Annotated in this window: 21 protein-coding genes, 1 pseudogene and 1 riboswitch; of the genes and pseudogenes, 20 read left to right on the top strand and 2 right to left on the bottom strand. The window is 29.0% G+C overall.

What is annotated here, in order from left to right:
• Positions 1–61 precede the first annotated feature (61 nt).
• From JMO20_RS15270 to JMO20_RS15245, 6 genes are all read left to right on the top strand, one after another.
• Positions 62–1,582, top strand: coding sequence for an acetyl-CoA hydrolase/transferase family protein (locus JMO20_RS15270; protein ID WP_202710568.1), 1,521 nt, complete (start codon positions 62–64; stop codon positions 1,580–1,582).
• Positions 1,583–1,746: 164 nt separating this feature from the next.
• A complete protein-coding gene (locus tag JMO20_RS15265; protein ID WP_202710567.1) occupies positions 1,747–3,120 on the top strand; it encodes a YfcC family protein in 1,374 nt (457 codons plus the stop codon).
• 46 nt (positions 3,121–3,166) lie between these two features.
• Positions 3,167–3,451, top strand: a complete 285-nt coding sequence (locus tag JMO20_RS15260; protein ID WP_202710566.1) for an ArsR/SmtB family transcription factor — start codon at positions 3,167–3,169, stop codon at positions 3,449–3,451.
• 195 nt (positions 3,452–3,646) lie between these two features.
• Positions 3,647–4,837 carry an ArgE/DapE family deacylase gene (locus JMO20_RS15255; RefSeq protein ID WP_202710565.1) on the top strand — a complete coding sequence of 397 codons (1,191 nt, stop codon included), beginning with the start codon at positions 3,647–3,649 and terminating at the stop codon, positions 4,835–4,837.
• Positions 4,837–6,225, top strand: a complete 1,389-nt coding sequence (locus tag JMO20_RS15250) for a YfcC family protein (protein WP_202710564.1) — start codon at positions 4,837–4,839, stop codon at positions 6,223–6,225. Before JMO20_RS15255 ends, JMO20_RS15250 begins: the two co-directional genes overlap by 1 nt.
• A gap of 173 nt (positions 6,226–6,398) precedes the next feature.
• Positions 6,399–6,908, top strand: coding sequence for a GNAT family N-acetyltransferase (locus tag JMO20_RS15245; protein ID WP_202710563.1), 510 nt, complete (start codon positions 6,399–6,401; stop codon positions 6,906–6,908).
• A gap of 109 nt (positions 6,909–7,017) precedes the next feature.
• On the opposite strand, the gene rpsD is transcribed toward JMO20_RS15245, so the two are convergent.
• Positions 7,018–7,617: a 30S ribosomal protein S4 gene (rpsD, locus tag JMO20_RS15240; RefSeq protein ID WP_202710562.1), complete on the bottom strand. Its 600-nt coding sequence runs from the start codon at positions 7,615–7,617 to the stop codon at positions 7,018–7,020.
• 369 nt (positions 7,618–7,986) lie between these two features.
• On the opposite strand from rpsD, the gene JMO20_RS15235 reads away from it, so the two are divergent.
• The 7 genes from JMO20_RS15235 to JMO20_RS15205 all read left to right on the top strand — a co-directional run bounded on the left by JMO20_RS15235 (position 7,987) and on the right by JMO20_RS15205 (position 13,704).
• Positions 7,987–8,622 (top strand): hypothetical protein, encoded by a 636-nt coding sequence (locus JMO20_RS15235; protein ID WP_202710561.1) that lies wholly within the window; start codon positions 7,987–7,989, stop codon positions 8,620–8,622.
• Positions 8,623–8,772: 150 nt separating this feature from the next.
• Positions 8,773–9,411: a hypothetical protein gene (locus JMO20_RS15230; protein ID WP_202710560.1), complete on the top strand. Its 639-nt coding sequence runs from the start codon at positions 8,773–8,775 to the stop codon at positions 9,409–9,411.
• Positions 9,412–9,679: 268 nt separating this feature from the next.
• On the top strand, positions 9,680–10,126 hold the full coding sequence (locus tag JMO20_RS15225; protein ID WP_202710559.1) for a hypothetical protein: 447 nt from the start codon (positions 9,680–9,682) through the stop codon (positions 10,124–10,126).
• Positions 10,127–10,503: 377 nt separating this feature from the next.
• Positions 10,504–11,790, top strand: coding sequence for a helix-turn-helix domain-containing protein (locus JMO20_RS15220; protein ID WP_202710558.1), 1,287 nt, complete (start codon positions 10,504–10,506; stop codon positions 11,788–11,790).
• A gap of 15 nt (positions 11,791–11,805) precedes the next feature.
• Positions 11,806–11,970, top strand: a complete 165-nt coding sequence (locus tag JMO20_RS15215; RefSeq protein WP_202710557.1) for a hypothetical protein — start codon at positions 11,806–11,808, stop codon at positions 11,968–11,970.
• Between the two features lie 266 nt (positions 11,971–12,236).
• Complete coding sequence (locus JMO20_RS15210) at positions 12,237–13,253, top strand: hypothetical protein (protein WP_202710556.1); 1,017 nt, start codon at positions 12,237–12,239, stop codon at positions 13,251–13,253.
• Between the two features lie 238 nt (positions 13,254–13,491).
• Positions 13,492–13,704: a hypothetical protein gene (locus JMO20_RS15205; RefSeq protein ID WP_202710555.1), complete on the top strand. Its 213-nt coding sequence runs from the start codon at positions 13,492–13,494 to the stop codon at positions 13,702–13,704.
• 174 nt (positions 13,705–13,878) lie between these two features.
• Here the strand turns inward: JMO20_RS15205 and JMO20_RS15200 are convergent.
• Positions 13,879–14,955, bottom strand: a pseudogene (locus tag JMO20_RS15200) (IS3 family transposase).
• 306 nt (positions 14,956–15,261) lie between these two features.
• On the opposite strand from JMO20_RS15200, the gene JMO20_RS15195 reads away from it, so the two are divergent.
• From JMO20_RS15195 to JMO20_RS15165, 7 genes are all read left to right on the top strand, one after another.
• Positions 15,262–15,810, top strand: a complete 549-nt coding sequence (locus JMO20_RS15195) for a hypothetical protein (RefSeq protein WP_202710554.1) — start codon at positions 15,262–15,264, stop codon at positions 15,808–15,810.
• Between the two features lie 895 nt (positions 15,811–16,705).
• The gene (locus JMO20_RS15190) at positions 16,706–17,767 is read left to right on the top strand and encodes a glycosyltransferase family protein (protein WP_202710553.1); all 1,062 of its coding nucleotides are present in this window, start codon (positions 16,706–16,708) and stop codon (positions 17,765–17,767) included.
• Positions 17,764–18,537 (top strand): NAD-dependent epimerase/dehydratase family protein, encoded by a 774-nt coding sequence (locus tag JMO20_RS15185; RefSeq protein ID WP_202710552.1) that lies wholly within the window; start codon positions 17,764–17,766, stop codon positions 18,535–18,537. The genes JMO20_RS15190 and JMO20_RS15185 overlap by 4 nt, the downstream gene beginning before the upstream one ends.
• A 105-nt stretch (positions 18,538–18,642) precedes the next feature.
• Entirely contained in the window at positions 18,643–19,761 is a 1,119-nt protein-coding gene (locus JMO20_RS15180) for an FAD-dependent oxidoreductase (RefSeq protein WP_202710551.1), read from the top strand.
• Positions 19,761–20,693: a glycosyltransferase gene (locus JMO20_RS15175; protein ID WP_202710550.1), complete on the top strand. Its 933-nt coding sequence runs from the start codon at positions 19,761–19,763 to the stop codon at positions 20,691–20,693. Before JMO20_RS15180 ends, JMO20_RS15175 begins: the two co-directional genes overlap by 1 nt.
• Positions 20,694–20,862: 169 nt before the next feature.
• A riboswitch (cyclic di-GMP riboswitch) is annotated at positions 20,863–20,950 on the top strand.
• A 178-nt stretch (positions 20,951–21,128) separates the two neighbouring features.
• Entirely contained in the window at positions 21,129–21,506 is a 378-nt protein-coding gene (locus JMO20_RS15170; RefSeq protein ID WP_202710549.1) for a response regulator, read from the top strand.
• A gap of 296 nt (positions 21,507–21,802) precedes the next feature.
• Positions 21,803–22,258, top strand: a 456-nt coding sequence (locus JMO20_RS15165) for a hypothetical protein (RefSeq protein ID WP_202710548.1), incomplete at its 3' end; no start/stop codon positions are given.

Here is a 22,258-nt window from a genome sequence, read left to right as displayed (position 1 = left end):
TAATTATTCAACTAGAAAGAATATTTTAATCTAATAAAGGACTTTTGTGAGGTGAATTGCAATGCTAGAAGAGAGAATCAGAAATAGCGACCTTATAGAAAAAGTCACAAGCCCCTATGAAGCTTCATTAATTATCAAGAATAATATGACTGTAGCCACCAGTGGCTTCACTCCATCAGGGTATCCCAAAGCAGTTCCTATGGCTTTAGCTAAAAGAATTAAGAAATCAAAAGAAAATTTCAAAATCTGTTTGATTACTGGGGCTTCTGTGGGAGATGAATTAGATGGGGCATTAGCTAAAGAAAATATGATATATAAAAGATTGCCTTATCAAACTCAAAGAGACTGTAGAAATGGAATCAATTCTGGGGAAATTCAATATATAGATATGCATTTAAGTCATGTAGCCCAATATATAAACTATGGCTTTTTAGGAGACATAGATGTAGCAATAATTGAAGCTATCGCTATCACAGAGGAAGGTAATATAATACCGTCCACATCTGTAGGAATCTCTCCTACAATAGTATCAAAAGCGAATAAGGTAATAATTGAAATAAATACAAGTCAACCACTGGAATTAGAGGGAATTCATGATATATATTCGCCAGAAAAACCACCTAATAGGAAAGCTATACCCATAGAGAACGTATCAGATAGAATTGGAACTAACTATATTCCAATTGATAAGAATAAAATTGAAGCTATAGTTATAACAGATATAAATGATAACGTAAGACCCCTTGCACAAGTAAATGAAGTGAGTAAAAAAATGGCTAGAAATTTGATTGATTTCTTAGAAGAAGAAGTGAAATATGGTAGAATACCTAAGAATCTATTGCCATTACAATCTGGAGTAGGATCTGTTGCTAATGCTGTATTGGCAGGTTTGGTTGACTCTAAGTTTGAAAATATACAGTTATATACTGAGGTTATTCAAGATTCTGTTTTTGACCTCATAGATGCAGGTAAGGTAAAAATAGCATCGAGCACATCCATAACTCCATCAAAGGAAGGTTTAGATAGATTTTATAGAAATATTAAGAAATACAGAGAAAAGATAATTTTACGACCTCAAGAAATCAGTAATAATCCAGAGGTAATTAGAAGATTAGGAATTATAGCTTTAAACACAGCTATTGAAGCAGATATTTATGGTAATATTAACTCAACTAATATTATGGGTAGTAGAATGATGAACGGAATAGGGGGTTCTGGTGATTTTACAAGAAATGCATATATTTCTGTATTTACAACTGAGTCAATAGCAAAATGTGGTAATATTTCAACGATTGTTCCAATGATTTCCCATAGTGATCATTCAGAGCATGATGTGCAGGTAATAGTAACTGAGAATGGCATTGCTGATTTAAGGGGAAGATCACCAAAGGAACGAGCAAAGATAATTATTGAAAACTGTGCTCACCCTGTCTATAAAGGTATGCTATGGGATTATTTTAATAGGGCATGCAAGGGTAAAAATAAACATGTACCAATTTTACTCGGTGAAGCATTGTCGTGGCATCAACGTTTTATGGAAACTGGAACTATGAAGAAAAGTATTGATAGTTATATAGTATAAGTATAAAAAGTGGCGAATTTTTCGCTGCTTTTTTTGTAATTCATCGAAAGATTTTTATTTTTTTAGAGAAAAAGAAGGGAATGTGCATTATTTGTAGAATAATGTAAGTAAAGGATATGTTGATATGTTTAAACATGATAAATTATGCATACGGGGGAATATGTATGAAAGCTAGAATACCAAATACTTATGTATTGTTGTTCATTATTATATTAATATTGGGAGCATCTTCATATATTATCCCTGCAGGAAACTTTGAAAGACAAATAGATATTGAAACAGGTATAAGGTATGTTGTCCCCGATAGCTATAGGACAATTGAAAGAACTCCAGTTTCAATATTTGGTTTATTTAAGGCTATACCTGAAGGGATGATGAAAGCTGGCGATATAATAATATTCGTGCTTTTAACAGGAGGTAGCTTTGGTATTATTAATGCAACTGGTACAATCAATACATTGATAAGTAATACTGCAAAAAAATATGTAGGTAAAGAAAAAAATATTATTCCTGTGGTTATGATTATGTTTTCGCTGGCAGGGGCAGTTTTTGGGACTGCTGAAGAAGCATTACCATTGTATCCAATGTTCATTACTCTTGCTTTAGCTCTGGGGTTTGATACAATAACTGGTGTGGCAATGGTACTTGTAGGAACTGGCTCAGGTTTTGTGGCAGGATTTTTAAATCCTTTTACAACAGGCATAGCTCAAGGAGTTTCAGAACTTCCTTTTTTTTCAGGAATGTTTTTAAGAGTAATAGCGTATTTTATATTTGTGTCAACTGCAATTATATATGTTTATAGATATGCAAGTAAAATTAGAAGTAAGACTGGACTAAATAATGTAAATAATGATAATATTAATTTTAATATAGATAATCTTCCATCAATTTCTAATAGACAGATTGGAGTCTCTTTGGTCATAGTTCTATCATTGGTATTTTTATTAGTTGGAGTAATTAAATGGAATTTTTATGTACTTGAAATATCAACTACATTTCTAATGATGGGTATAGTATCAGGATTAGTTGGGGGACTCAAATCGGGAAGAATTGTATCTGAATTTGTTAAAGGAGCCTCTAATTTGGTATATGGTGCTTTAATAATAGGATTAGCTAAGTCTATTTCTGTAGTTATGGAATATGGAAATATTATGGATACTATAATATTTTATTTGTCTAAGACTATCAGTGGATTAACACCTAAGATTAGTGCTGTAGCTATGTTCATAACTCAGAGTTTAATTAACTTATTTATAACATCAGGAAGTGGTCAAGCAGCAGTCACAATGCCAATTATGAAAACACTGGCTGATATATCTGGAGTTACGAGACAAACGGCAGTACTGGCATTTCAGTTCGGGGATGGTTTTTCTAATATAATTAGTCCAACCTCTGGATACTTTATGGCCGCATTGGCTATAGGAGGTATTAAGTGGAAGCAGTGGGCCAAATGGATGGCACCATTATTTATAATATGGTGTGTTGAGGGAAGTATATTACTAATTATAGCAAGCATTATTAAATATGGTCCATTTTAAGATTTGTTTAAAAAGTAATGCTTATGTATAGATAGTAGGTGGGCATATGTCGGGAATTAATGAAAATAATATAGACATAGAAATAATTAAAGCTTTAGCTGATGAAACTAGATTGGATATATTAAGGCTATTAAAAAATCAAGAGATGAATGTAAATGAAATTGCAGCCCATTGCACAGTTTCTAGACCAACGATATCTCATCATCTACAGATTATGAAGCGTGCTAGAATTCTAGTGTCTAGAAAAGAAGGTAAGGAGATATTTTATTCAGTTAATGGATATGTATTGACTTCCTTAGCTCAATCAATTTTAAGCTTGATAAGCTTTTAGCATTTTATTAATCTAGGTTGCATAAAAATTAAAAAAGGGTTTGTTTGTCAAATATGTTTATATGTTTAAACTTATAAACATAATGTAAAATTATTGTATAGGGGGTGATCAAAAATGAAATAAAAATAAGTTTTTTTAATCAACATGTTGATATAATTAAACACGTAAACATTAAAAAAGAATAGGGGGATAAGAGTGAGGATATCAGATTATGTTAGTAAAAACGAGATAATTGAAATTACGAAAAAGCTTGTGTCAATTGAGGGGCATAAAGATACAGCAGATAAGGAATCCAAAGTAGCAGAATATATTAAAGATCTTTTAGAGAAGGAAGAGATAGAAGTTGAAACAGAAGAGATAGAACCTAATAGGTCAAATGTATACGGAAGATTATATGGCAAAGAAAATGGGATAGAATTAATGTTTAATGGTCACATAGATACAATTCCTGGATTTACTATGGATTATGAGCCATTTAATCCATATATAAAAAATGGCAAAATATATGGAAGGGGCTCTGCAGATATGAAAGGTGGAATAGCTGCAATGCTTTCTGCTGTAATTGCTATGAAAAGGGCCAATGTAAAATTAGAAAAAGGAGTCATGTTTGCAGGTGTAATTGATGAAGAAGAAAGATCAAAGGGAACAGAAAGATTAATTAATAGAGGACTCATACCTAATATGGCTGTAATAGGGGAACCCACAGAGTTAAGAGTTTCAATAGCACATAAAGGCATGGAATGGATAGAGGTCACATTTCAAGGAAGGTCAACCCATGGTAGTAGACCAAAAGAAGGAATAAATGCTATATATGCTGCTTCGGAGTTCAATAGATTGGTATATAAAGAGCTTTCACCAAAGATAGAGGATAGAAAATTTGATTTAGTAGGGAATGGAACAATCAACGTAGGAGTGATAAAGGGTGGAGATGACCCAAATATAGTTCCCGATAGATGTACTGTTCAAATTGATAGAAGATGGTTACCAAGTGAGACTTTAGAGGAAGTTCATGAAGAAATAAAAGAGATTGCTCAGAGAGCTGTAGATTCAGTGGGAGGTTCTTTCGAACTAAGAGGAATGAGAGAAGCTACGGCTTCTATGATTAATACACCCCATAGCATTGAAAGAGACCATAAACTGGTAGTAGAGGCGTTAAAGTCTTTAGAAAAAGTTAAGGGAGAGAAGCTTGAAGCTAGGGATTTTCCAGCATGGAGTGATGCCGCTTTATTGAGCAATAATGCACATACTAAAGCAATAATACTAGGTCCAGGTAATATTAATCAAGCCCATGCAAATGATGAATTTTGTGATATTGATGAAATTATTATGGCATCAGAAATTTACTTTGATTTAGTAGAAAAATTTTGTTTAGAGGGGGATAAATAATGAGGAAGTTTAAAATTCCACATACTTATGCATTGTTATTTTTCATAATTATTTTGGTGGTAGTATTAACCTATGTAGTACCAGCAGGTGAATTTGATAGAGCAGAAGATGCAGAAACAGGTAGAATTTTCGTTGTGCCTGATAGTTATCATAGTGTTGAAAAAAGCCCTGTATCGCCATTTGGATTATTTAAGGCAATTCCAAAGGGGATGGAGAAGGCTGGATATATTATATTCTTCGTGTTAATGATTGGGGGATCATTTGGAATTCTTCAAGGAACTGGAGCAATAGATGCTGGAATAGGTCAGATAGTTAGAAAAATGGAAGGGAAAGAAAAATTAATAATACCAGTTACTATGCTTATTTTCTCACTGGCAGGAGCTATGTTAGGATCTGCTGAGGAAATGCTCCCCTTCTATCCAATAGTCATATCCTTGGCTCTTGCCCTTGGATTCGATACTATAACAGGTACGGCAATGGTTTTATTAGGAGCAGGAGCAGGATTTGCAGGAGCATTTTTAAATCCATTCACTGTAGGTATTGCTCAGGGAATAGCAGGATTACCATTATTCTCTGGAATAGGATTTAGATTAATTAGTTATGTATTAATATTAGGAGTTACAATAATATATGTATATAGATATGCTAGTAAGATTCAGAAAGATCCAACTCTTAGTCCTATGTATGAAGAAGACAAAAAACATCATAAGAATTTCAATCTGGAAGAAATTCCTAAATTTAATGGTAGACATAAATTAGTAATGTTAGTATTAGTGATAGGATTAGCTATATTAGCCTTTGGTGTAGTTGAATTGAACTTTTATATTACTGAATTGACAGCAATGTTCTTAATAATAGGCATAGTTGCAGGTGTTGTAGGTGGACAAAAAATTAACGAAATAGCTGAAAACTTTGTGGGAGGAGCAAAGGAATTAGTTTATGGTGCTTTAGTTATTGGATTAGCAACTTCTATTATGGTAGTAATGGAAGAAGGAAAAATTATGGATACAATCATATATGGTATGGCAAGTATAGTACAAGGATTACCTTCCGCTATAAGTGGAATTGGAATGTTTATAGTACAAAGTTGTATAAATATATTTGTTCCATCGGGAAGCGGTCAGGCAGCAGTGTCAATGCCAATTATGGCGCCAATGGCAGATGTAGTAGGTATAACCAGACAGTCAGCAGTATTAGCTTTTCAGTTTGGTGATGGATTTTCTAATGTAATTTCTCCAACTTCAGGCTATTTCATGGCAGCAATAGCAATTGGTGGAATCAAATGGGAGAAATGGGCGAAATGGATGATACCATTATTTTTAGTATGGACGGTTATGGGTGCTTTACTTGTAGCAATCTCTGTATTGATTAATTTTGGTCCTTTTTAGGAAGAAAAATATTAATATAGGATTCAATTCTGTCAAATATCTTTAATTTATAAATATGTAATTTCCTCTATGGATAAGAAAACTTTAAATTAGATAGTGTATGTTATATTATAAATATAGAGCATAATGTTAATAGGAGTAGCTGTCATTTTGTATGATAAGGGGGGATTTTATTGGGAAACTCTATTATTGAGTCAGAAAGACTATTTTTTTATAAAACAGGATATAATGATTTAGATGAAGTACTGAAAATAGAGGGTTTAGAAGATAATAAGAAATATATATTTTCATGGTCTAAAGAGCGCCATAGGGAATCTATTAATAATGAGGATGAATTACATATTGTAATAAAAAGGAAAGATACCAAAGAGATCATCGGATATGTATTGTTGGCAGGATTAAAAGGAGAGGATAAAAGCACAGAGTTTAGACGAATAGCCATAGTTCAGAAAGGAAAAGGATATGGAAAAGAAAGTATAAATCTAATTAAGGAGCTTGCATTTGAAAAGCTTAAATCTCATAGATTATGGTTAGATGTATATGAAGACAATACCAAGGCTATAAATTTATACATCAAAGCTGGATTTACAGTTGAAGGAATGCTGAGAGAATGTAAAAGAGTAGAAGATAAGTATAGATCAATGATGATAATGTCTATTCTAGAAAATGAATATTTTGATTAAATATTTATGAGTTTTAATAATAAAATCCCCTTTCCAAATTATTTGGAAAGGGGATTTTCATTTATATATTTATATAAAGAAACCGCACAAAAGTATACGTTCTTCTCACTTACATGCTTGAATAATACTCTACAACTAGATGATCGTTAATATCTATAGGAATGTTTTCTCTACTTGGCATTTTAACAAGCTTACCTGAGAAATTCTCAACATCTCTTTCAATATAATCTAATACAAAACTATAGCCATTAACAAAATTATCTACAAACATATCGTTCTTTCTAGATTTCTCTCTGATAGTTATAGTATCGTTTAGATTTATTTCATAGGAAGGTCTGTCGACCTTTTTACCATTTACTAATATGTGTCCATGGTTTACCATTTGTCTTGCTTGACGAATAGAAGAAGCAAATCCTATTCTATAAACCATATTGTCTAATCTTCTTTCAAGCAGTTGGACTAATACATTACCAGTAATACCTTCTGATTTCATAGCCCTATCTACATATCTTCTTCTAAACTGCTTTTCCATAACTCCATAATATGCTCTTAACCTTTGCTTCTCTAATAACTGGGAGCCATAATCAGATAGTTTTCTATCTGCTCTACTTGTTCCTGCTCCAGCCCTATTCATTGCTTTAGGATGTCCACAAACGTTTAATCCTAGACGTCTAGATTGTTTAAATCTAGGTTCCATCATTTTTGCCATTTAATTACCTCCATACTCAAGAATATATTTGCCGCGGTATTATATCCTGTGAATACGCCATCAATAATTTTATCATAAGATCACTTGGTTGTAAATGATAATTATTATCATTGGGAATAAAAATATAGTACCATAGTAACATATACAAGATTTAATATGAAGAACTATTGATATCAAGTCATTTAATATAAAAAAAGCTTTTAAGTCGAAAAATCTATATAAATTAAGCTCATTTATAATTAGTAAATATATGTTACAATTAAGTTAATGAAACTGATTATATATGTAAAAAAAAGAAAAAAATGTTATCGCTTAGATATCCATTTTTTACTACTAGCTATTGACTTATATGAAAGGGGGGAGTAAGTAATGAGTAAAAAAGTCATAATTATCATGATAATCTTTAGTGTAGTATTTATCACATCATGTAACAATGATACTAAAAAGAAAGATATCACAAACAATATCGAGGAACATAACAGCAAATATAATATTGAAGAAGATACTGTAAACAATGATGTTGAGGAAACCACTTTTACTTATAATGACTTTAGAAAAATAGTCATGTTCATCAAAGATAATTTAAAGATAGATGAATGTGATATGATCTATAGTTCTGATGGCAAAACGACAGTAGGCTTAGGTAAGAAGTATACTTTTGGAAAAAGGGACTGGATAACATTACCTGATAATGATTCGAAAACAACCCAAGATATACTTTGCTTTAAAAGTCATAATAATGATATGTTAATTTCTATTAACATTGCGTATACATCAACAAACATAGGAAATGATGTTGTTTTCTTTATGCCAGGTCATGATAATAATCTAATTGATTCAGATTTAAAAAGATTAAGTGATTTTATGACAATTACATATCAAAATTTGATAATAACAATTCATCAAACGTCAAGGGAACTTGTTGATTATGAAATTACAAGGGAAATCGGATATGATATAGAACAAATATTGTTAAAATTCAATGAGGATATGCAAAAAAATTGATAAAAAGCATATCCCTTGTGAAATAAATCCTGAATTTGAAGACTCTAAAAATTCTAGTATGAGAATAGGATTTGCTACTGATACAATTTTAAGAGTTGAGTCTGAGAGGTGCATTTGTTATAAGTTAAACTATTATCTTGGAGGATAGATATGGATAAATATAATAAAAGTAATAAGCTAAGTAATCATATGAAAGTAATAATATTATTAGCCACTATTATAGTTTTGCTTTCATATTTATATTTTAATATTAGTGTTGAGGCGTCTAAATATGAAAAATATATAGATAAGAGTATAAATGAAAAAATGAGATTTATAAAAACGGGTTTAAACGATACTGAAAAGTTATTAGAACAAATAATTGAAAACAAAAAAATAACAAAGGCTAATGTAAATGAAATTATAGAAAGATACAGAGAATTTTCTATTAATTACAATGAATTAGCACTATTATATAAGAGATTAAATGACAGTAATTTCGAATCAACTGCTAAAGATATTAATCTGAATATTTATTACTATTTTTATCAATATCTAAATAAGAGAGCTTATGATGCAGGTGATAAAGGTTATGAACTTACAGAAAATGAACATCAAGTACTAATAAAAATAAAAGAACTCATCAGTGATTATAAAGATATTATTCAAAATAATGAGAATTACATTTTAAAGGGAAATTATCTTTCTTCTAATAATGATGTATGGAAGAAAATTGTTAAAGAGATGGAGCAAGTTATAGAAAAATCAAAATATGAAACATTAGGGTATGAAACATTTTACTATGATTAATTTGTGAACATTATTATGACACTAGTTATATGAGAACAAAAGCTTATGATGCTTACAAATATAACTACTATAATGGGCTATATATTGAGAGGACTGTCCCAGTTATAGATTATCTAGATGAATAGAATAAGAGATAGATATAGAAAACTAATGTCAGGAGTAAAATCAATGTAGCAGGTAGTCTTTGAAATTACAAAGATTACCTGTTATATTTAAACATATGATATAAGTTTAGGAAATATTGAAATTGGAAAAGGGGAAGTTTTAAATGAAGAAAAGATATGTTTTTGCAATTCTAATATGCTTTGTTGTTTTAATAAGTACTTTATATATTCACTTACCAACAACATTAAAAAATGAGATGCAAAGCAAAAGTTCAATTAAAGAATTTCCAAGTCTAAGTATTATAAAGTATGATGCTGTTACTGGAGAAAAGGAAACCATAGAAGTAGAGGAGAATAGAGATATAGAGAATATTTACGAATTTCTATCTAAAAAAAACATAAGAAGGATTATATCTAATTTTCATTCTGATTTAGGTCGGGCAAATCCTATTTTTACTTTTTATGGCGCTATAATGTTAGAAATAAGAGGTGATAATTACGTTTATTTATATGATAGTGAAGGCAAAAAACATTATTACTATAAATTCATTAATTATAAATTTAATTTAGAAGATATAAAATCTCTTATGGAAGTTGATGGACATAATTAAAATGAGCACTTCAATAAAATAATAGTGAATTATCGACATTAAATTAGACAGTTTTTGAGGTTATGCAGTACATATTTTTTAGTGTTCAAACAATCTATGAATTCACAATGATACTCTCTAGTTAGTAAAATATCAAATTTGTGAAAAAAATATTGTAAACTAAAAAAATGGACTTGAAAATGTAGTACTAAAGTAACATATAGAAGATTTAGGTTGCATAATCATTGATATTAAGCCAAGGAGTACGATAAATGCTTTGGATTCGACAATAATAGACAAAATAAACCTATTTACTTTTTTATAAGGCATGATACAATTTAGTTAACAAAAGAAATACTATAAATAAACAAAAATGGAAACAATGGGTTGGTGGATACATGGTAGTTTTAAGTTTAGGTGAGAAGGTAAAGCAATTAAGACAAGGAAAAGAGATGTCTTTAAGGGAGCTAGCTGGAGATTTTGTGTCTAAAGCACATTTGAGTTTAGTTGAGAATAATAAAAGAAGTCCCAATTTGAAATTATTAGAGTATTTAGCGGAGAAGCTTGATATTAATTTAGAGTACTTATTAGAGACTGAACTGCAACAAGTAGAGAGATATTGTAAGCTATGGATAGAAGAAATGAAAAGTCAAGCAGTATTACTAAATCTTGAACGTGTATTGGAGCTTAGTGAGAATATATTTAGATATGCAGATGAATATAATTTGATTGAAATGCTTGGCCAAACAAATTTAATACTCGGACAAACATATCTTTCAATTAAAAAATTTGATAAGGCCCAGAAATACATAGACTCAGCTATACTTTATTTTTATGAAATTAAAGACTATAGGAAATTATCTATAAGTCTAGTGAAGTTAGGTAATGTATATTACCGAAAAGGGTTGTATGAAATTTCGTTAAATAATTATCAAAGAGCATTGTCTTTCTATGGCAAATTAGATGTAGAGGATTTAAAACTAAAAAGTAATATATATTTTAATTTAGCAGCATGTCATAATGATATGAAGAATTCTGATTTAGCTATAAGGTATGCTGATGAAGTATGTAAAATAGATAAGGAAGTTTCCGATAAAGAAAGATATGCAAAGAGTCTTATTAAGTTTTCATCTACTCTAATAAGAGCAAATAAATATGAAGATGCTCTGTGTATTTTAAGAGAATCTAATAATGTACTAGATAACGAATATCAACCTACTATAAAAGCTCAGATAGAAAATAATCTTGGGTATATATATTTAAAGACAGACCAACTTGATAAGGCATATGAACATTTACTAGAAGCCAAGCAGTTAAAAGTAAGTTATAATCCTGAAGATCTTCCTTCTACATTATATGAATTGCATAAATATTATTTACTTGTAGATGAAGAAAGTAAGGCGTTAGAAGTGCTTGAAGAAGCACTAGAATTTAGTAAGATAAAAGGATTAAAGAAGTACATAATTGAGGGTTTAAACTTATATATTGATTACTACATAAAGAAAGAAGATGATAAAAGTGCTTTAGAGAAGTTTCCAAGCCTAATTGATGTATTGAAAAGTACTCAGAGAAAAAAAGATTTAGTAGATGTTTATTTAAAAAAAGGCAATCTACTAATGAAGGTGGGTAAAGAGAAAGAGTCGTTACAAGCTTTCAATAAAGGATATGAATTAAATATAAAATAAGGAGGATTAATTAATATGAAAAAATTAATAGCTTTTATTATTATGTTGGGATTAACATCTAACATCTCTATGGGAATAGAAAATCATAGTGAAAACAAAATGGATGCAGGGGACATACAAAATGGATATGATATAGAAATGCATACAAATAGTGATGATGATGGAGGTATAAGGGGATAGAAACATTCTATCTAATATGTAAATATGGAACATTGTTATAAAAAGTATTTTAAGGAGGTGAGACTATGTTCAGAAATAAAGACCCAAATAAAAATAGCCTTAAAACTCAAATGATTGCCGGCCAGCAAGTCGAGTAGAGTTAAAAGACTATATTTAATTTACAATGTTATTATAACATTTTTCAATGTATAGTATAAGTATTTTATCAACTAAAAAACTATTAGGTTTAATAGTTTAGGAATTAATATTATATGAGGAGCGATATTATGAAAAAGTTATTTGTTTTTATGTTTATCACAATTCTATTTGTATCAGTAACCATTACAAGTTTTGCCGAGTCTAAAACAGTGGAAGACATCGATAGTATGAGCAAAGATTCAATCCTTAAAGTCTACAGTAATCAGTTGGAAAAAGCAGGTTATAATAAAACTCTACTGAGTTTTTTAACTGAAAAAGAACTGAAAGATATTATAAAAAATAATGGAGTATTGCTTAAGTATAGCCAATCATATGACCTTTTTGTTACAAGTGAAAAAGCAAAAGATTCATCTTTTAAAGTTCAAGATACCAATACTATAGTTCAAGAAACTAAGGTTATCAAATTAACTAAATCAGAGTATGATAACTTGAAAAAGTTTAATAAAAAGGAAGATCTGTTAAATTATATTAATAATAATGGTATAGATTATTTAACTAACTTTGACTCTTCTATTGTAGTAAAAACAGAAGAAGAAAAGGTATCTACTAGTAGTGCAGATTTTGAAGCTACAGATTACCTAGATACGGGTATACTTGAAACATCACTAGATGTAAGTGATGTTTCAACTTCATCAGAATGTAATAAAATTTTAGGCTTTAATTTTAATTGGACTGTAATGCCAAACTACACATTAACAGATGGTTTAGGAATATCTCATACAGCTGGTTACTTTGATAACTATATAGATAAAGGATTTTATGTGGACCATTATACACCTGCTAATCAAGGATGGCATACGGAATTATATTCAACTGAATGGAATCTTTATGGTGTCTCAGGAAATTGGGATCCAAAAATGAATGATGTATCAGCTAATGGGAGAATTTGGGAAAAGGTCGGGAATGCAAAATCAGCAGTACCAGAAGGTGCAAAATTTACTATAATAGGGCAATACGGTCATAAACAAATAGTTGGTGGTATTTCAGTTGCTATTGGAAAAGGCTCAATTACATTTACTCCTACATTCTCAGGAACTATAAAGAAGTCAACACAAATTTGGTTAAATGATATATTAACTTATTAAAAATAGTATAATTATTATTACTAATTTTATGATTTCACTAGTTCATTACTTACAGTTTTTACTATAGTAATATATAGTAATTGGCAAGAAATCTCAACAAATTTTTAATTAAAAATTTGTTGAGATTTCAATAATTAGTATTAATATAGTGCTGAAATTATTTTAATAATATAAAATGTAATTAGCATTAAAGCTATTGCATATATAAATATTAAAAGTAACACTAGGAGGAATTGATATGCCAAAATTAATAAAGCTTATATTGTTGTTTATTGGGATATACTTGTTAGGTGTCATTATAACTACCATTGTAGCTATGGTCTTAGGGGCTAGTGAGCCTGCTGAATTTAGTTACTATAGTATGATAATCTATAGTATCTATTATTTAGCAAGTATAATGGGAGTTTGTACTTATCTAATAATAAAAACAATTAAAAAAGAGGGATATTAGTATAAAAGCTAAACGCAAAAAGTAAGATATAGTAATATTTGAAAGTATGTGTCATTATGAGTAAAAATTAAAATAGTAATAGGTATCATCAAGAATTTAAACAAATTATTATTGACCTATATATTTCAACTGATTCTACTTATGATGATGTGGTGGTTAAACATAGAGTAACTTCTACAAAGGTTTAAGCTTGAGTAAAGTAACTTGCACCTGGATTTCCAACACTGAATTAGACAGTTTTTTAAGGTTACGTAGTTTATATTCTCTAGGGCTTAAATACCCCAGTGTTGAATGAATCCTAATGTTATTAAACCAATTAATATAATCTGATAGCATGAAATCTAGTTCATCCAGATTATTAAAGTGATAATTTTGGGTAAATTCAGTCTTAAATATTTTAAATGTAGCTACAGCTACAGCATTATCATAGGGGCATCCTTTCATGCTTAATGATCTTTTGATTTTAAAGGTATCTAAAACCTCATCACTCACTTTGTTTTTAAATTCATTACCTCTATCAGTATGAAACATTGTAATAGATTTAAGATTTGTTCTAATGCTAGAGAAAGCTCGGTATACAAGGCTTGCATCTTTGTTTGGACCTATACTATGACCAATGATTTCCCTATTAAATTCTCTATTTAATTCATTGGAAATCTTTGATTCATTGCATTTATTAATATGAGGTTTGTATTGGGCAACTGTGTAATTATATAATAATCCATTGATTTTCACAATTCTACTAATCTTTTGTCTGGATACAACTAACCCTAGTTTCTCAAGTTCTACTTTAATTTTTCTAGTTCCATAGTTGTTTCTACTTGACTTAAATATTTCAATTACATAGGTGTGATTTTATCAGTTGTTTCTTTGGTTTTAGACTCATAATAATAGGTGCTATAAGGAGTTGTATTACATTACACATTGCTGATACACTGTATTTGTGAGCATTATTTCTAATCACATTTACTTTCGTCCTAATATCAGTGACGCTTGCTTTAAAATATCATTTTCCATTTTTAATTGTTGGTCCTCTTTTCTAAGTTTAATCAACTTGTTTTCTTCAGGTGAGCGATTGTCTTTTTCTTTAAAAGAACCAGTATTCTAGCTTCTTTTAATCCATGTATTAAAGGCAGTTGGAGTTAAGTCATATTCACGAATTATATCTTTTTTAGATTTACCATTTTCATATAATTTGACCATTTGTGCTTTGAATTCATCAGTATAGATTCTTCTTTCTCGTTTAGTCATATAAACGATTCTCCTTTTAATATATTATTTTTAGTTTACATGACCTTAATTTAGTTGTATAGTTAATTGTAACCGATCCATATTATTATAGATGGACATCAACAAACTTTGTTAATGATGATGGTAATCTTGATTATGTTGTAGTTTTTGATGCTGAAAATCATGCTGATGGTGAGTATGCAAATCATTATATGGATTATGACTATCTTAGTTTTATAGCAAATTATAAATGGCAAAACAACGCAAGATTTGTTGAAACTTACTAGAGTTATATGAGGTGATTATTTGAAAAATAAATAAAGAATTATGATTTTTACTTTAGCCATAGTAATAATTATAGCTATTATTTATTTCAAAAAAATAGATATTAAAGAGAATGTCGATGAAACAAAAAATTTAACTCCTTTTACTTTTGAGTATATCAATAGCAACAAAGATAATCCAGATTACTCAGGATTGAATAATTATGTTGATATAGTTTTTGAAGAACCTGAAATTAATCTAAAATATGGAAGCGATAAAGAGGATGGGACACAAGACAATAAGTATTCTAAAGTTACATATAAAATAAAATTCAAAAACACAACTGATGAACCTATTTCTTTCTATTTCTATTTATTTTTCAAACCAGAATTTGCAGATGCTTTTTTCGATATTGATCAAAGTTTAAAGTATAATCAAGAAAATGTATTAATCAAACCTGGAAGTAGATTAGGTGTCACTGCATCAATTTTAGTGAAAAATCCAGAACTTCTAAATAGTGAAGAAAAAAGTATGTTTTATGATGAGTACAAAAATTTCATAGGTTATTTTCGCGTAAACGGAAATCATTATATTGAAGAAGTAGAAAACTAGAGTATTATTATAAATAACAATATTATTAATAGGTTTTTAACAATTAAAACTATATCAGTATAATAACTTGAAGCTTCAATTACAAAATGCAATAGAAAAAAATCAGAAAAAATAACAAGCTATTGTTCAGGCAAATAATTAAACTAGATAGTCCCATTATGAGTTAACTCATAATGGGACTATTTAATTTATCAAGATAAAATATAATAAGAAAACTTGTATACTATATAAAAGAAGTACTAATTAATATAACTCCTAATGAATATAACTCCTAATGAATATAACTCTTAAGAACATTTGCAAAGCAATCACATATAAAACAATTCTACAAATTGACAATAATACATTTTTTTAGTATAATTTAATTGCTTTAAGAAAGGAGAGGTCAGAGAAAATGATTATGTTATTTCTTATCTAATTAAAAAAATCGATCAAAATAGCATGAAAAGATATATTTTTTATTTATCCTATCTAATTAGGATAATTTGCTATGGGATTTTTTATTAAATGATAAGAATGACATATTTACAGACTTTGATTTTACCTTTTAGAGCATTATTTTATATAATAATAAAAATATAGATATGATATATAAAACTATTAACTTTTTTAGTTAAACTCCATAAAAAATACCATAATATATTCTATCGATAAATCTGCAAAGTGATTTTTTGATTAGGCTTTCTTATCTTGTTTTTAAAGCAAGATATAGGTTGTTTATGGTTTTATATAAATTAAAATCTATTATTTGAATTTATGATATATTATTTTTTATAGGATTAATAAAAGTAATATCTAATTTAAAAGGTACAATTGAATGTTTAGGCTGTAAATTAATGTTATTAATTTACAGCCTTTTATTTTTTGCGCAAAAATGGAATGGGAGTGGATGATAATGACAGATTTATTTAAGAAACCTAAAAATATGCGTAGGGAAGATGGAACTAGAAAATACGCTTTTGTAACCTTTATTATGATGAATGATAGCTTTTTACCAGGGGGATTAATGCTGGCTTATGGGTTGAGGAAGCAAAATCTTGATGCTGATATTATATGCATGGTAACAGAGAAAATATCTGATGAAACTAAAGAAGCATTAGAGATGGTATATGACTATGTTATTGAAGTCAATGAGATATTTGTCCATCATAAACGTAGACAGAAAAGGCAAGATAGACCATTTTTATTTACTAGATTTCACTCACTAAGACTGGGAAAAGACGGAGATTTAGGATTTAATTATGAAAAAATAGTTATGTTAGATTCAGATGTGTTTCCAATGAGGAATTATGACCATCTTTTTACTTTAGATACACCAGCAGGAACTGTAAATGAAAAAAGGGAGTATTGTCTAGAATATGATGACCAAGGAAATTATATTTTGCCTGATAACGTTATGGAGAATAAAAAATGGAAATGGCATGAGGTATATGATGATATATGTCCACATGGGAGTAAAATACCTGCTGATATTTGCAACAGAGTAAAGGAAGATCCTTCAAATATGGGAGTTAATAGCTCACTATTAGTACTTACTCCTTCTGTAAAAGAATTCAATAGTATCATGGAGGACATACAAAAACCAGAAGTTCAAGATTTCATTGGTGATGTATTTAATTGGCCAGAAATGCAGTATATATCCACTAGGTGGGCTGGAGATATAACTAATGTTGATTTGATATTTAATGGTTTTGGTGGATATCCTGATATTTCAATATTATATGGATTGCATTATGCAGGTTTTAAGCCTTGGAGTTTTAAATATAAAAAGAAAATTTATAATCTAGGTAAGCATATAGATTTTCAATTTTGGTACGTTAATTTTATTAATTTAGTAACCATTGACTATCCTCAGCTAATGCAATTTAAAAAAATTAGAAAGCTACTTGATGAAATATTAGACTTTCAAAGGTATTTAGGAAAGTTTGAATTTAAGCAACAGGAGGTTAGATTATGAATGGATTAATCGGATATACGGGATTTGTTGGAGGCAATCTAGATAAGCAATTTAGATTTGATATAAGATATAATTCTTCAAATATAGATGAAATACAGGGAGAGGATTTTAATATATTAGTATGTGCAGGTGTATCGGGAATAAAATGGATAGCAAATAAATATCCCAATGAAGACCTACAAAAGATTAATAACCTGTTAAATAACCTTTCAAAGGTTTCTTGTAAAAAAATGATTCTAATTTCAACAGTAGATGTATATGTTGAACCAAATAATGCTGATGAAAATACTAATATAAGGATTGATGGACTTCACCCCTATGGAAAAAACAGAGTTAAGGTAGAAAGATTTATTCAAAATAGTTTTGAAAATGTTAGTATTATTAGACTACCAGCTATATATGGTGAAGGATTAAAGAAAAACTTTGTATTTGATCTATTAAATAATCATTGTCTGGAATGGACCCATAGGGATAGTGTATTTCAATATTATCATCTCAAGAATCTCTGGAAGGATATAAGAGTAGTTATTGAAAAAAATATTCCAATAATAAATTTCAACTCTGAACCAGTAAGTGCGAAAGAATTGGCGAAAGAATGCTTTGAAGTAGATTTTGAAAATGTTACCGAAAGATTACCACTAAACTATGATATAAGGAGCATACATTCAAATTTATTTAATGAAGGGTCAAATTACATGTATAGTAAAAATCAAGTATTTGAAGAAATGAGAAAGTTCATAAAGAAGTATACTAGGAGAAATTTAGAGTAAAAGAGTCGTATGGATAATGATACCATTTCAAAAAAATTTTAGAAGAAATTGATAAAGGTTCAAGTAATTAAAGTTTCTCAAGGAAACAAAAAGAAGGTGATTATAATGAATAGAAAATATGATTATATAATTTTAGGATCAGGGATATTTGGATTATATGCTGCAAAGAAATTAGTAGAAAAGGGTCTGAAGGTAGCGATACTTGAATATGATAGTACTTCTTTTTCAAGAGCCTCTTATATTAATCAAGCAAGGGTTCATAGGGGGTATCATTATCCAAGAAGCTTTACTACAGCAATGAAATCTGCTAGCTATTTTCATAGATTTAATAAGGATTTTAGCTTTGCGATTAATAACAAATTTAAAAAAGTCTATGGTATTGCCAAAGATTATTCTTTAACCTCTGGAGAGCAATTTAAAATGTTTTGTAAGAACAGTAATATTCCCTGTGCTGAAACAAAGGTTGATGAATACTTTGATAGTAGAATGGTAGAAAAAGCCTTTATAACAGAGGAGTACTCCTTTGACTCAATTAAAATCAAGGAGTATTTATTAGAATATTTAAAAGGATCTTCAACCTTTAATATTTTCTATAATACAAGAATATCGGGTGTTTCTTTAAAAGGGAACAATTATTATATTCATACTAATTTAGATTATAACTTTATATCCCATAATGTAATAAATGCAACCTATGCAAGTGTAAATCAAGTTATAGAGAAATTTGGATATGAAAAGTTTAATATAAAATACGAAATATCTGAGATAATCCTATGTGATACAAGTGAGAGGATTAAGGATATAGGATTAACTTTAATGGATGGACCATTTTTTTCGGTTATGCCCTTTGGATTAAGGGGAGTACATTCGTTAACCTCGGTTACATTTACCCATCATAAAACTAGCTTTAATTCATTGCCTAAATTTGATTGTCAAAATAATAGTGATAAATGTAGTGTTTCTAATCTTGAAAACTGTAATATATGTAAACATAAACCAAAGACTGCATGGATAAATATGAATCAATTAAGTAAAAAATATTTAAATAGTAATATTAAACTAGTTTATATAGACTCTTTATTTTCAATTAAGCCTATACTATCAATGGCTAAGCTAGATGATTCTAGACCTACAGTGATTGTAGAGAATTCAACAAGTCCTAGGTTTGTTTCAGTACTGTCAGGTAAGATAAATACCATTTATGATTTAGACGAGGTGATATAATGAAAGAAACTACATATGTATCGGTAATAGCTTATACTTATAATGATGAAGAAAAGGTAAAAAAATTTTTACTTAAATTAGATGAATTTTTATATCAAAATTTTACTTCATACGAAATTATTTTAGTCGATGATAGTAGTGATGATGGAACGTTCAATGAAATTTTTAAAACAAAGAATATGATAAAGGGAAATGTTTCTCTTATAAATATGTGGGAAAAGCATGGTGTAGCAAAATCTCTTTTTGCTGGTACAGATATATCAATAGGAGACTACATATATGAAATCGAATCAATTTCTATTGATTATCCAATGGAGATTTTACTTAAAATGTATAATAAGTCTACTGGAGAAGGAAATGATATTGTTTTTGCAAAATCAAAATCCTCACAAAACTATTTGAGAGAATTATGTTCAAAAGGATTGGCGAAAGTATCAAAAGGGAAAGTTAGTATAGATAGTAATGATTTAAGGCTAATTTCTAGAAGAGCATTGTACTCTATAACTAAGAGTAAAGGGGTAATCACAAATAGAAATATAATGTTTAGAAATTGTGGATTTAGTTGGTCTGAGCTAAATTATAGTCCTATAATTACCTCCTTAAATAATAGTAAAATAAAAAATAGAGTCAAAACTATAGAAGATATTTTTAATGCTCTTATAATGTACACTACGACATTAGAAAAGATTCCTTTTATTTTTTCTGGAGTCACTCTACTTATGTCATTGCTTTTATTTGGGTTATACAATATCAAATATATAAGTAGTATTAGTCATCCAAGTAGCTTAATTATATCTGTGGGACTTTTTGGTCTTTCTCTAATTCTGTTTACTTTAGGGTTGATATATAAAAAATTAGAAGTATTTTACAATATAAAAAATGGTACTGAAATATATAAAGTTAAAAATATTAACAGAATAAATAGATATTAGAGAAAAAAATAGAAAAAAGTCGTATGAAAGTAATGGTTTTTTTTACTGAAAAAGAAGGAATTTAAAAATAAATATCTAATTTAGTAATATAAGAATAAAGTCCTATTGCAATTAGGATTAATAGGATATGATTATATATATAAACAACTTCGTAAAAATCACATCAAAAAAATTGAAAAGGCAAACTTATCGAAAGATAAGGACGCAAAGCCATGTGTCTAAAGAATCTTTGATTCTATGATTGACAGGTTGCCAATAATAATGTGTAATAACTATACTAACTTGTTTAGTATTATTGCTATTTTAAAATTAGGCACCTGTTGGGGGGTGCTTTTTAATATTTATAAACAGAAACTATATAACTACAATGGGGAGTAGTTATAAGACTTAGTACATAATGGGGAATAATTTTAAACAGGAAAGTAGGGGGTTGCAATGTATAAGGTACTAATCATTAATGACAATGATAGTGAATGTCGCAATTTAGAAGATATAATCAGGGAGTATAATGACTCTATACAGATAAAAACTGCTACAACTGGGGTTGAAGGTTTGGAAATGATAAACAATGAAAAGCCAGATTTTATTTTTATGGAAATAGTACTACCTATTCTCAATGGTGTAGAGATATGTAGAATAGTAAAGGAACAATTAAGGATGGAAGATACTAGAGTAATATTGACATCGCCATTAGATAAATCATTACAGTTTGGAGTGATAGAAGAAAAATTAGCGGATGAAGATTTAGTAAAGCCATATGAACCAATACAAGTTACTAATATACTAAAGAAATATACAAATAAGAAATGCTAAAAAGACTGAAAGAAATATCAAGTATCTATAATAACATTAATATTGATTAATTAGATCCCATGGATAAAGAAATCCAAGGGATTTTTTATTGTCAAAAATGAAGAATTCTCAAGTATCATATTTTTAAATGATTTCTTATAGGTACCTAAAAAATAAACTTACTTCGTATTGATATAACGAAAAGAGAAATTGAAAGAATTGTTTGCTCATTAATTTACGGTGTACATAGAATACAATTTGCGGAGTAATAGGCAAACAAATAAAAAACCATATTATATAGGAAGGAGATTATGAATATGAAAAAAATAATATCAATTGTGTTAATCGTAGCAATAATGGTATCGGCAGGGTCGACAGCAGCTTTTGCTAAGCCAAATAAAGATAAGGGGAATATGCCGCCTGGACAGATAAAGAAAATGATTTTAAATTCAAAATTATCCGATGATGAAGTTGTAGAATTAATTGAAAAGTATATTGATAGTTTATCTCCAGGAGTATTGAAAGAAATAATTATAAAAGCGAACCTATCCCAGGATACAATAGAAGAAATGAAAGAAGAGGGTCTTTTGGGAGGACTACCTGGGGGAGTACTAAATGAATTATTAGGATATGAAGATGATGACAAATATGATGAAGATGAACAAGACGATGATGAAGATGAATTAAAAGAGGTAGAAGGAAAAATAACGGGAATAGACATAGAAGATAAAATATTAGAAATAGATGAAGAAGAATATGAATTATCAGAAGAT

This window comes from Sporosalibacterium faouarense (genome assembly GCF_016765695.1).
GTDB classification, from domain to species: domain Bacteria; phylum Bacillota; class Clostridia; order Tissierellales; family VENL01; genus Sporosalibacterium; species Sporosalibacterium faouarense.
This window is presented reverse-complemented; position numbering and strand designations above follow the sequence as displayed.

Bases quoted from the DNA above. Each gene is read 5' to 3' on its own strand.
- JMO20_RS15270 (WP_202710568.1), top strand. From the start codon at position 62: ATGCTAGAAGAGAGAATCAGAAATAGCGACCTTATAGAAAAAGTCACA.
- JMO20_RS15265 (WP_202710567.1), top strand. From the start codon at position 1,747: ATGAAAGCTAGAATACCAAATACTTATGTATTGTTGTTCATTATTATA.
- JMO20_RS15260 (WP_202710566.1), top strand. From the start codon at position 3,167: ATGTCGGGAATTAATGAAAATAATATAGACATAGAAATAATTAAAGCT.
- JMO20_RS15250 (WP_202710564.1), top strand. From the start codon at position 4,837: ATGAGGAAGTTTAAAATTCCACATACTTATGCATTGTTATTTTTCATA.
- rpsD (WP_202710562.1), bottom strand. From the start codon at position 7,617: ATGGCAAAAATGATGGAACCTAGATTTAAACAATCTAGACGTCTAGGA.
- JMO20_RS15235 (WP_202710561.1), top strand. From the start codon at position 7,987: ATGAGTAAAAAAGTCATAATTATCATGATAATCTTTAGTGTAGTATTT.
- JMO20_RS15230 (WP_202710560.1), top strand. From the start codon at position 8,773: ATGGATAAATATAATAAAAGTAATAAGCTAAGTAATCATATGAAAGTA.
- JMO20_RS15225 (WP_202710559.1), top strand. From the start codon at position 9,680: ATGAAGAAAAGATATGTTTTTGCAATTCTAATATGCTTTGTTGTTTTA.
- JMO20_RS15220 (WP_202710558.1), top strand. From the start codon at position 10,504: ATGGTAGTTTTAAGTTTAGGTGAGAAGGTAAAGCAATTAAGACAAGGA.
- JMO20_RS15215 (WP_202710557.1), top strand. From the start codon at position 11,806: ATGAAAAAATTAATAGCTTTTATTATTATGTTGGGATTAACATCTAAC.
- JMO20_RS15210 (WP_202710556.1), top strand. From the start codon at position 12,237: ATGAAAAAGTTATTTGTTTTTATGTTTATCACAATTCTATTTGTATCA.
- JMO20_RS15205 (WP_202710555.1), top strand. From the start codon at position 13,492: ATGCCAAAATTAATAAAGCTTATATTGTTGTTTATTGGGATATACTTG.
- JMO20_RS15195 (WP_202710554.1), top strand. From the start codon at position 15,262: ATGATTTTTACTTTAGCCATAGTAATAATTATAGCTATTATTTATTTC.
- JMO20_RS15190 (WP_202710553.1), top strand. From the start codon at position 16,706: ATGACAGATTTATTTAAGAAACCTAAAAATATGCGTAGGGAAGATGGA.
- JMO20_RS15185 (WP_202710552.1), top strand. From the start codon at position 17,764: ATGAATGGATTAATCGGATATACGGGATTTGTTGGAGGCAATCTAGAT.
- JMO20_RS15180 (WP_202710551.1), top strand. From the start codon at position 18,643: ATGAATAGAAAATATGATTATATAATTTTAGGATCAGGGATATTTGGA.
- JMO20_RS15175 (WP_202710550.1), top strand. From the start codon at position 19,761: ATGAAAGAAACTACATATGTATCGGTAATAGCTTATACTTATAATGAT.
- JMO20_RS15170 (WP_202710549.1), top strand. From the start codon at position 21,129: ATGTATAAGGTACTAATCATTAATGACAATGATAGTGAATGTCGCAAT.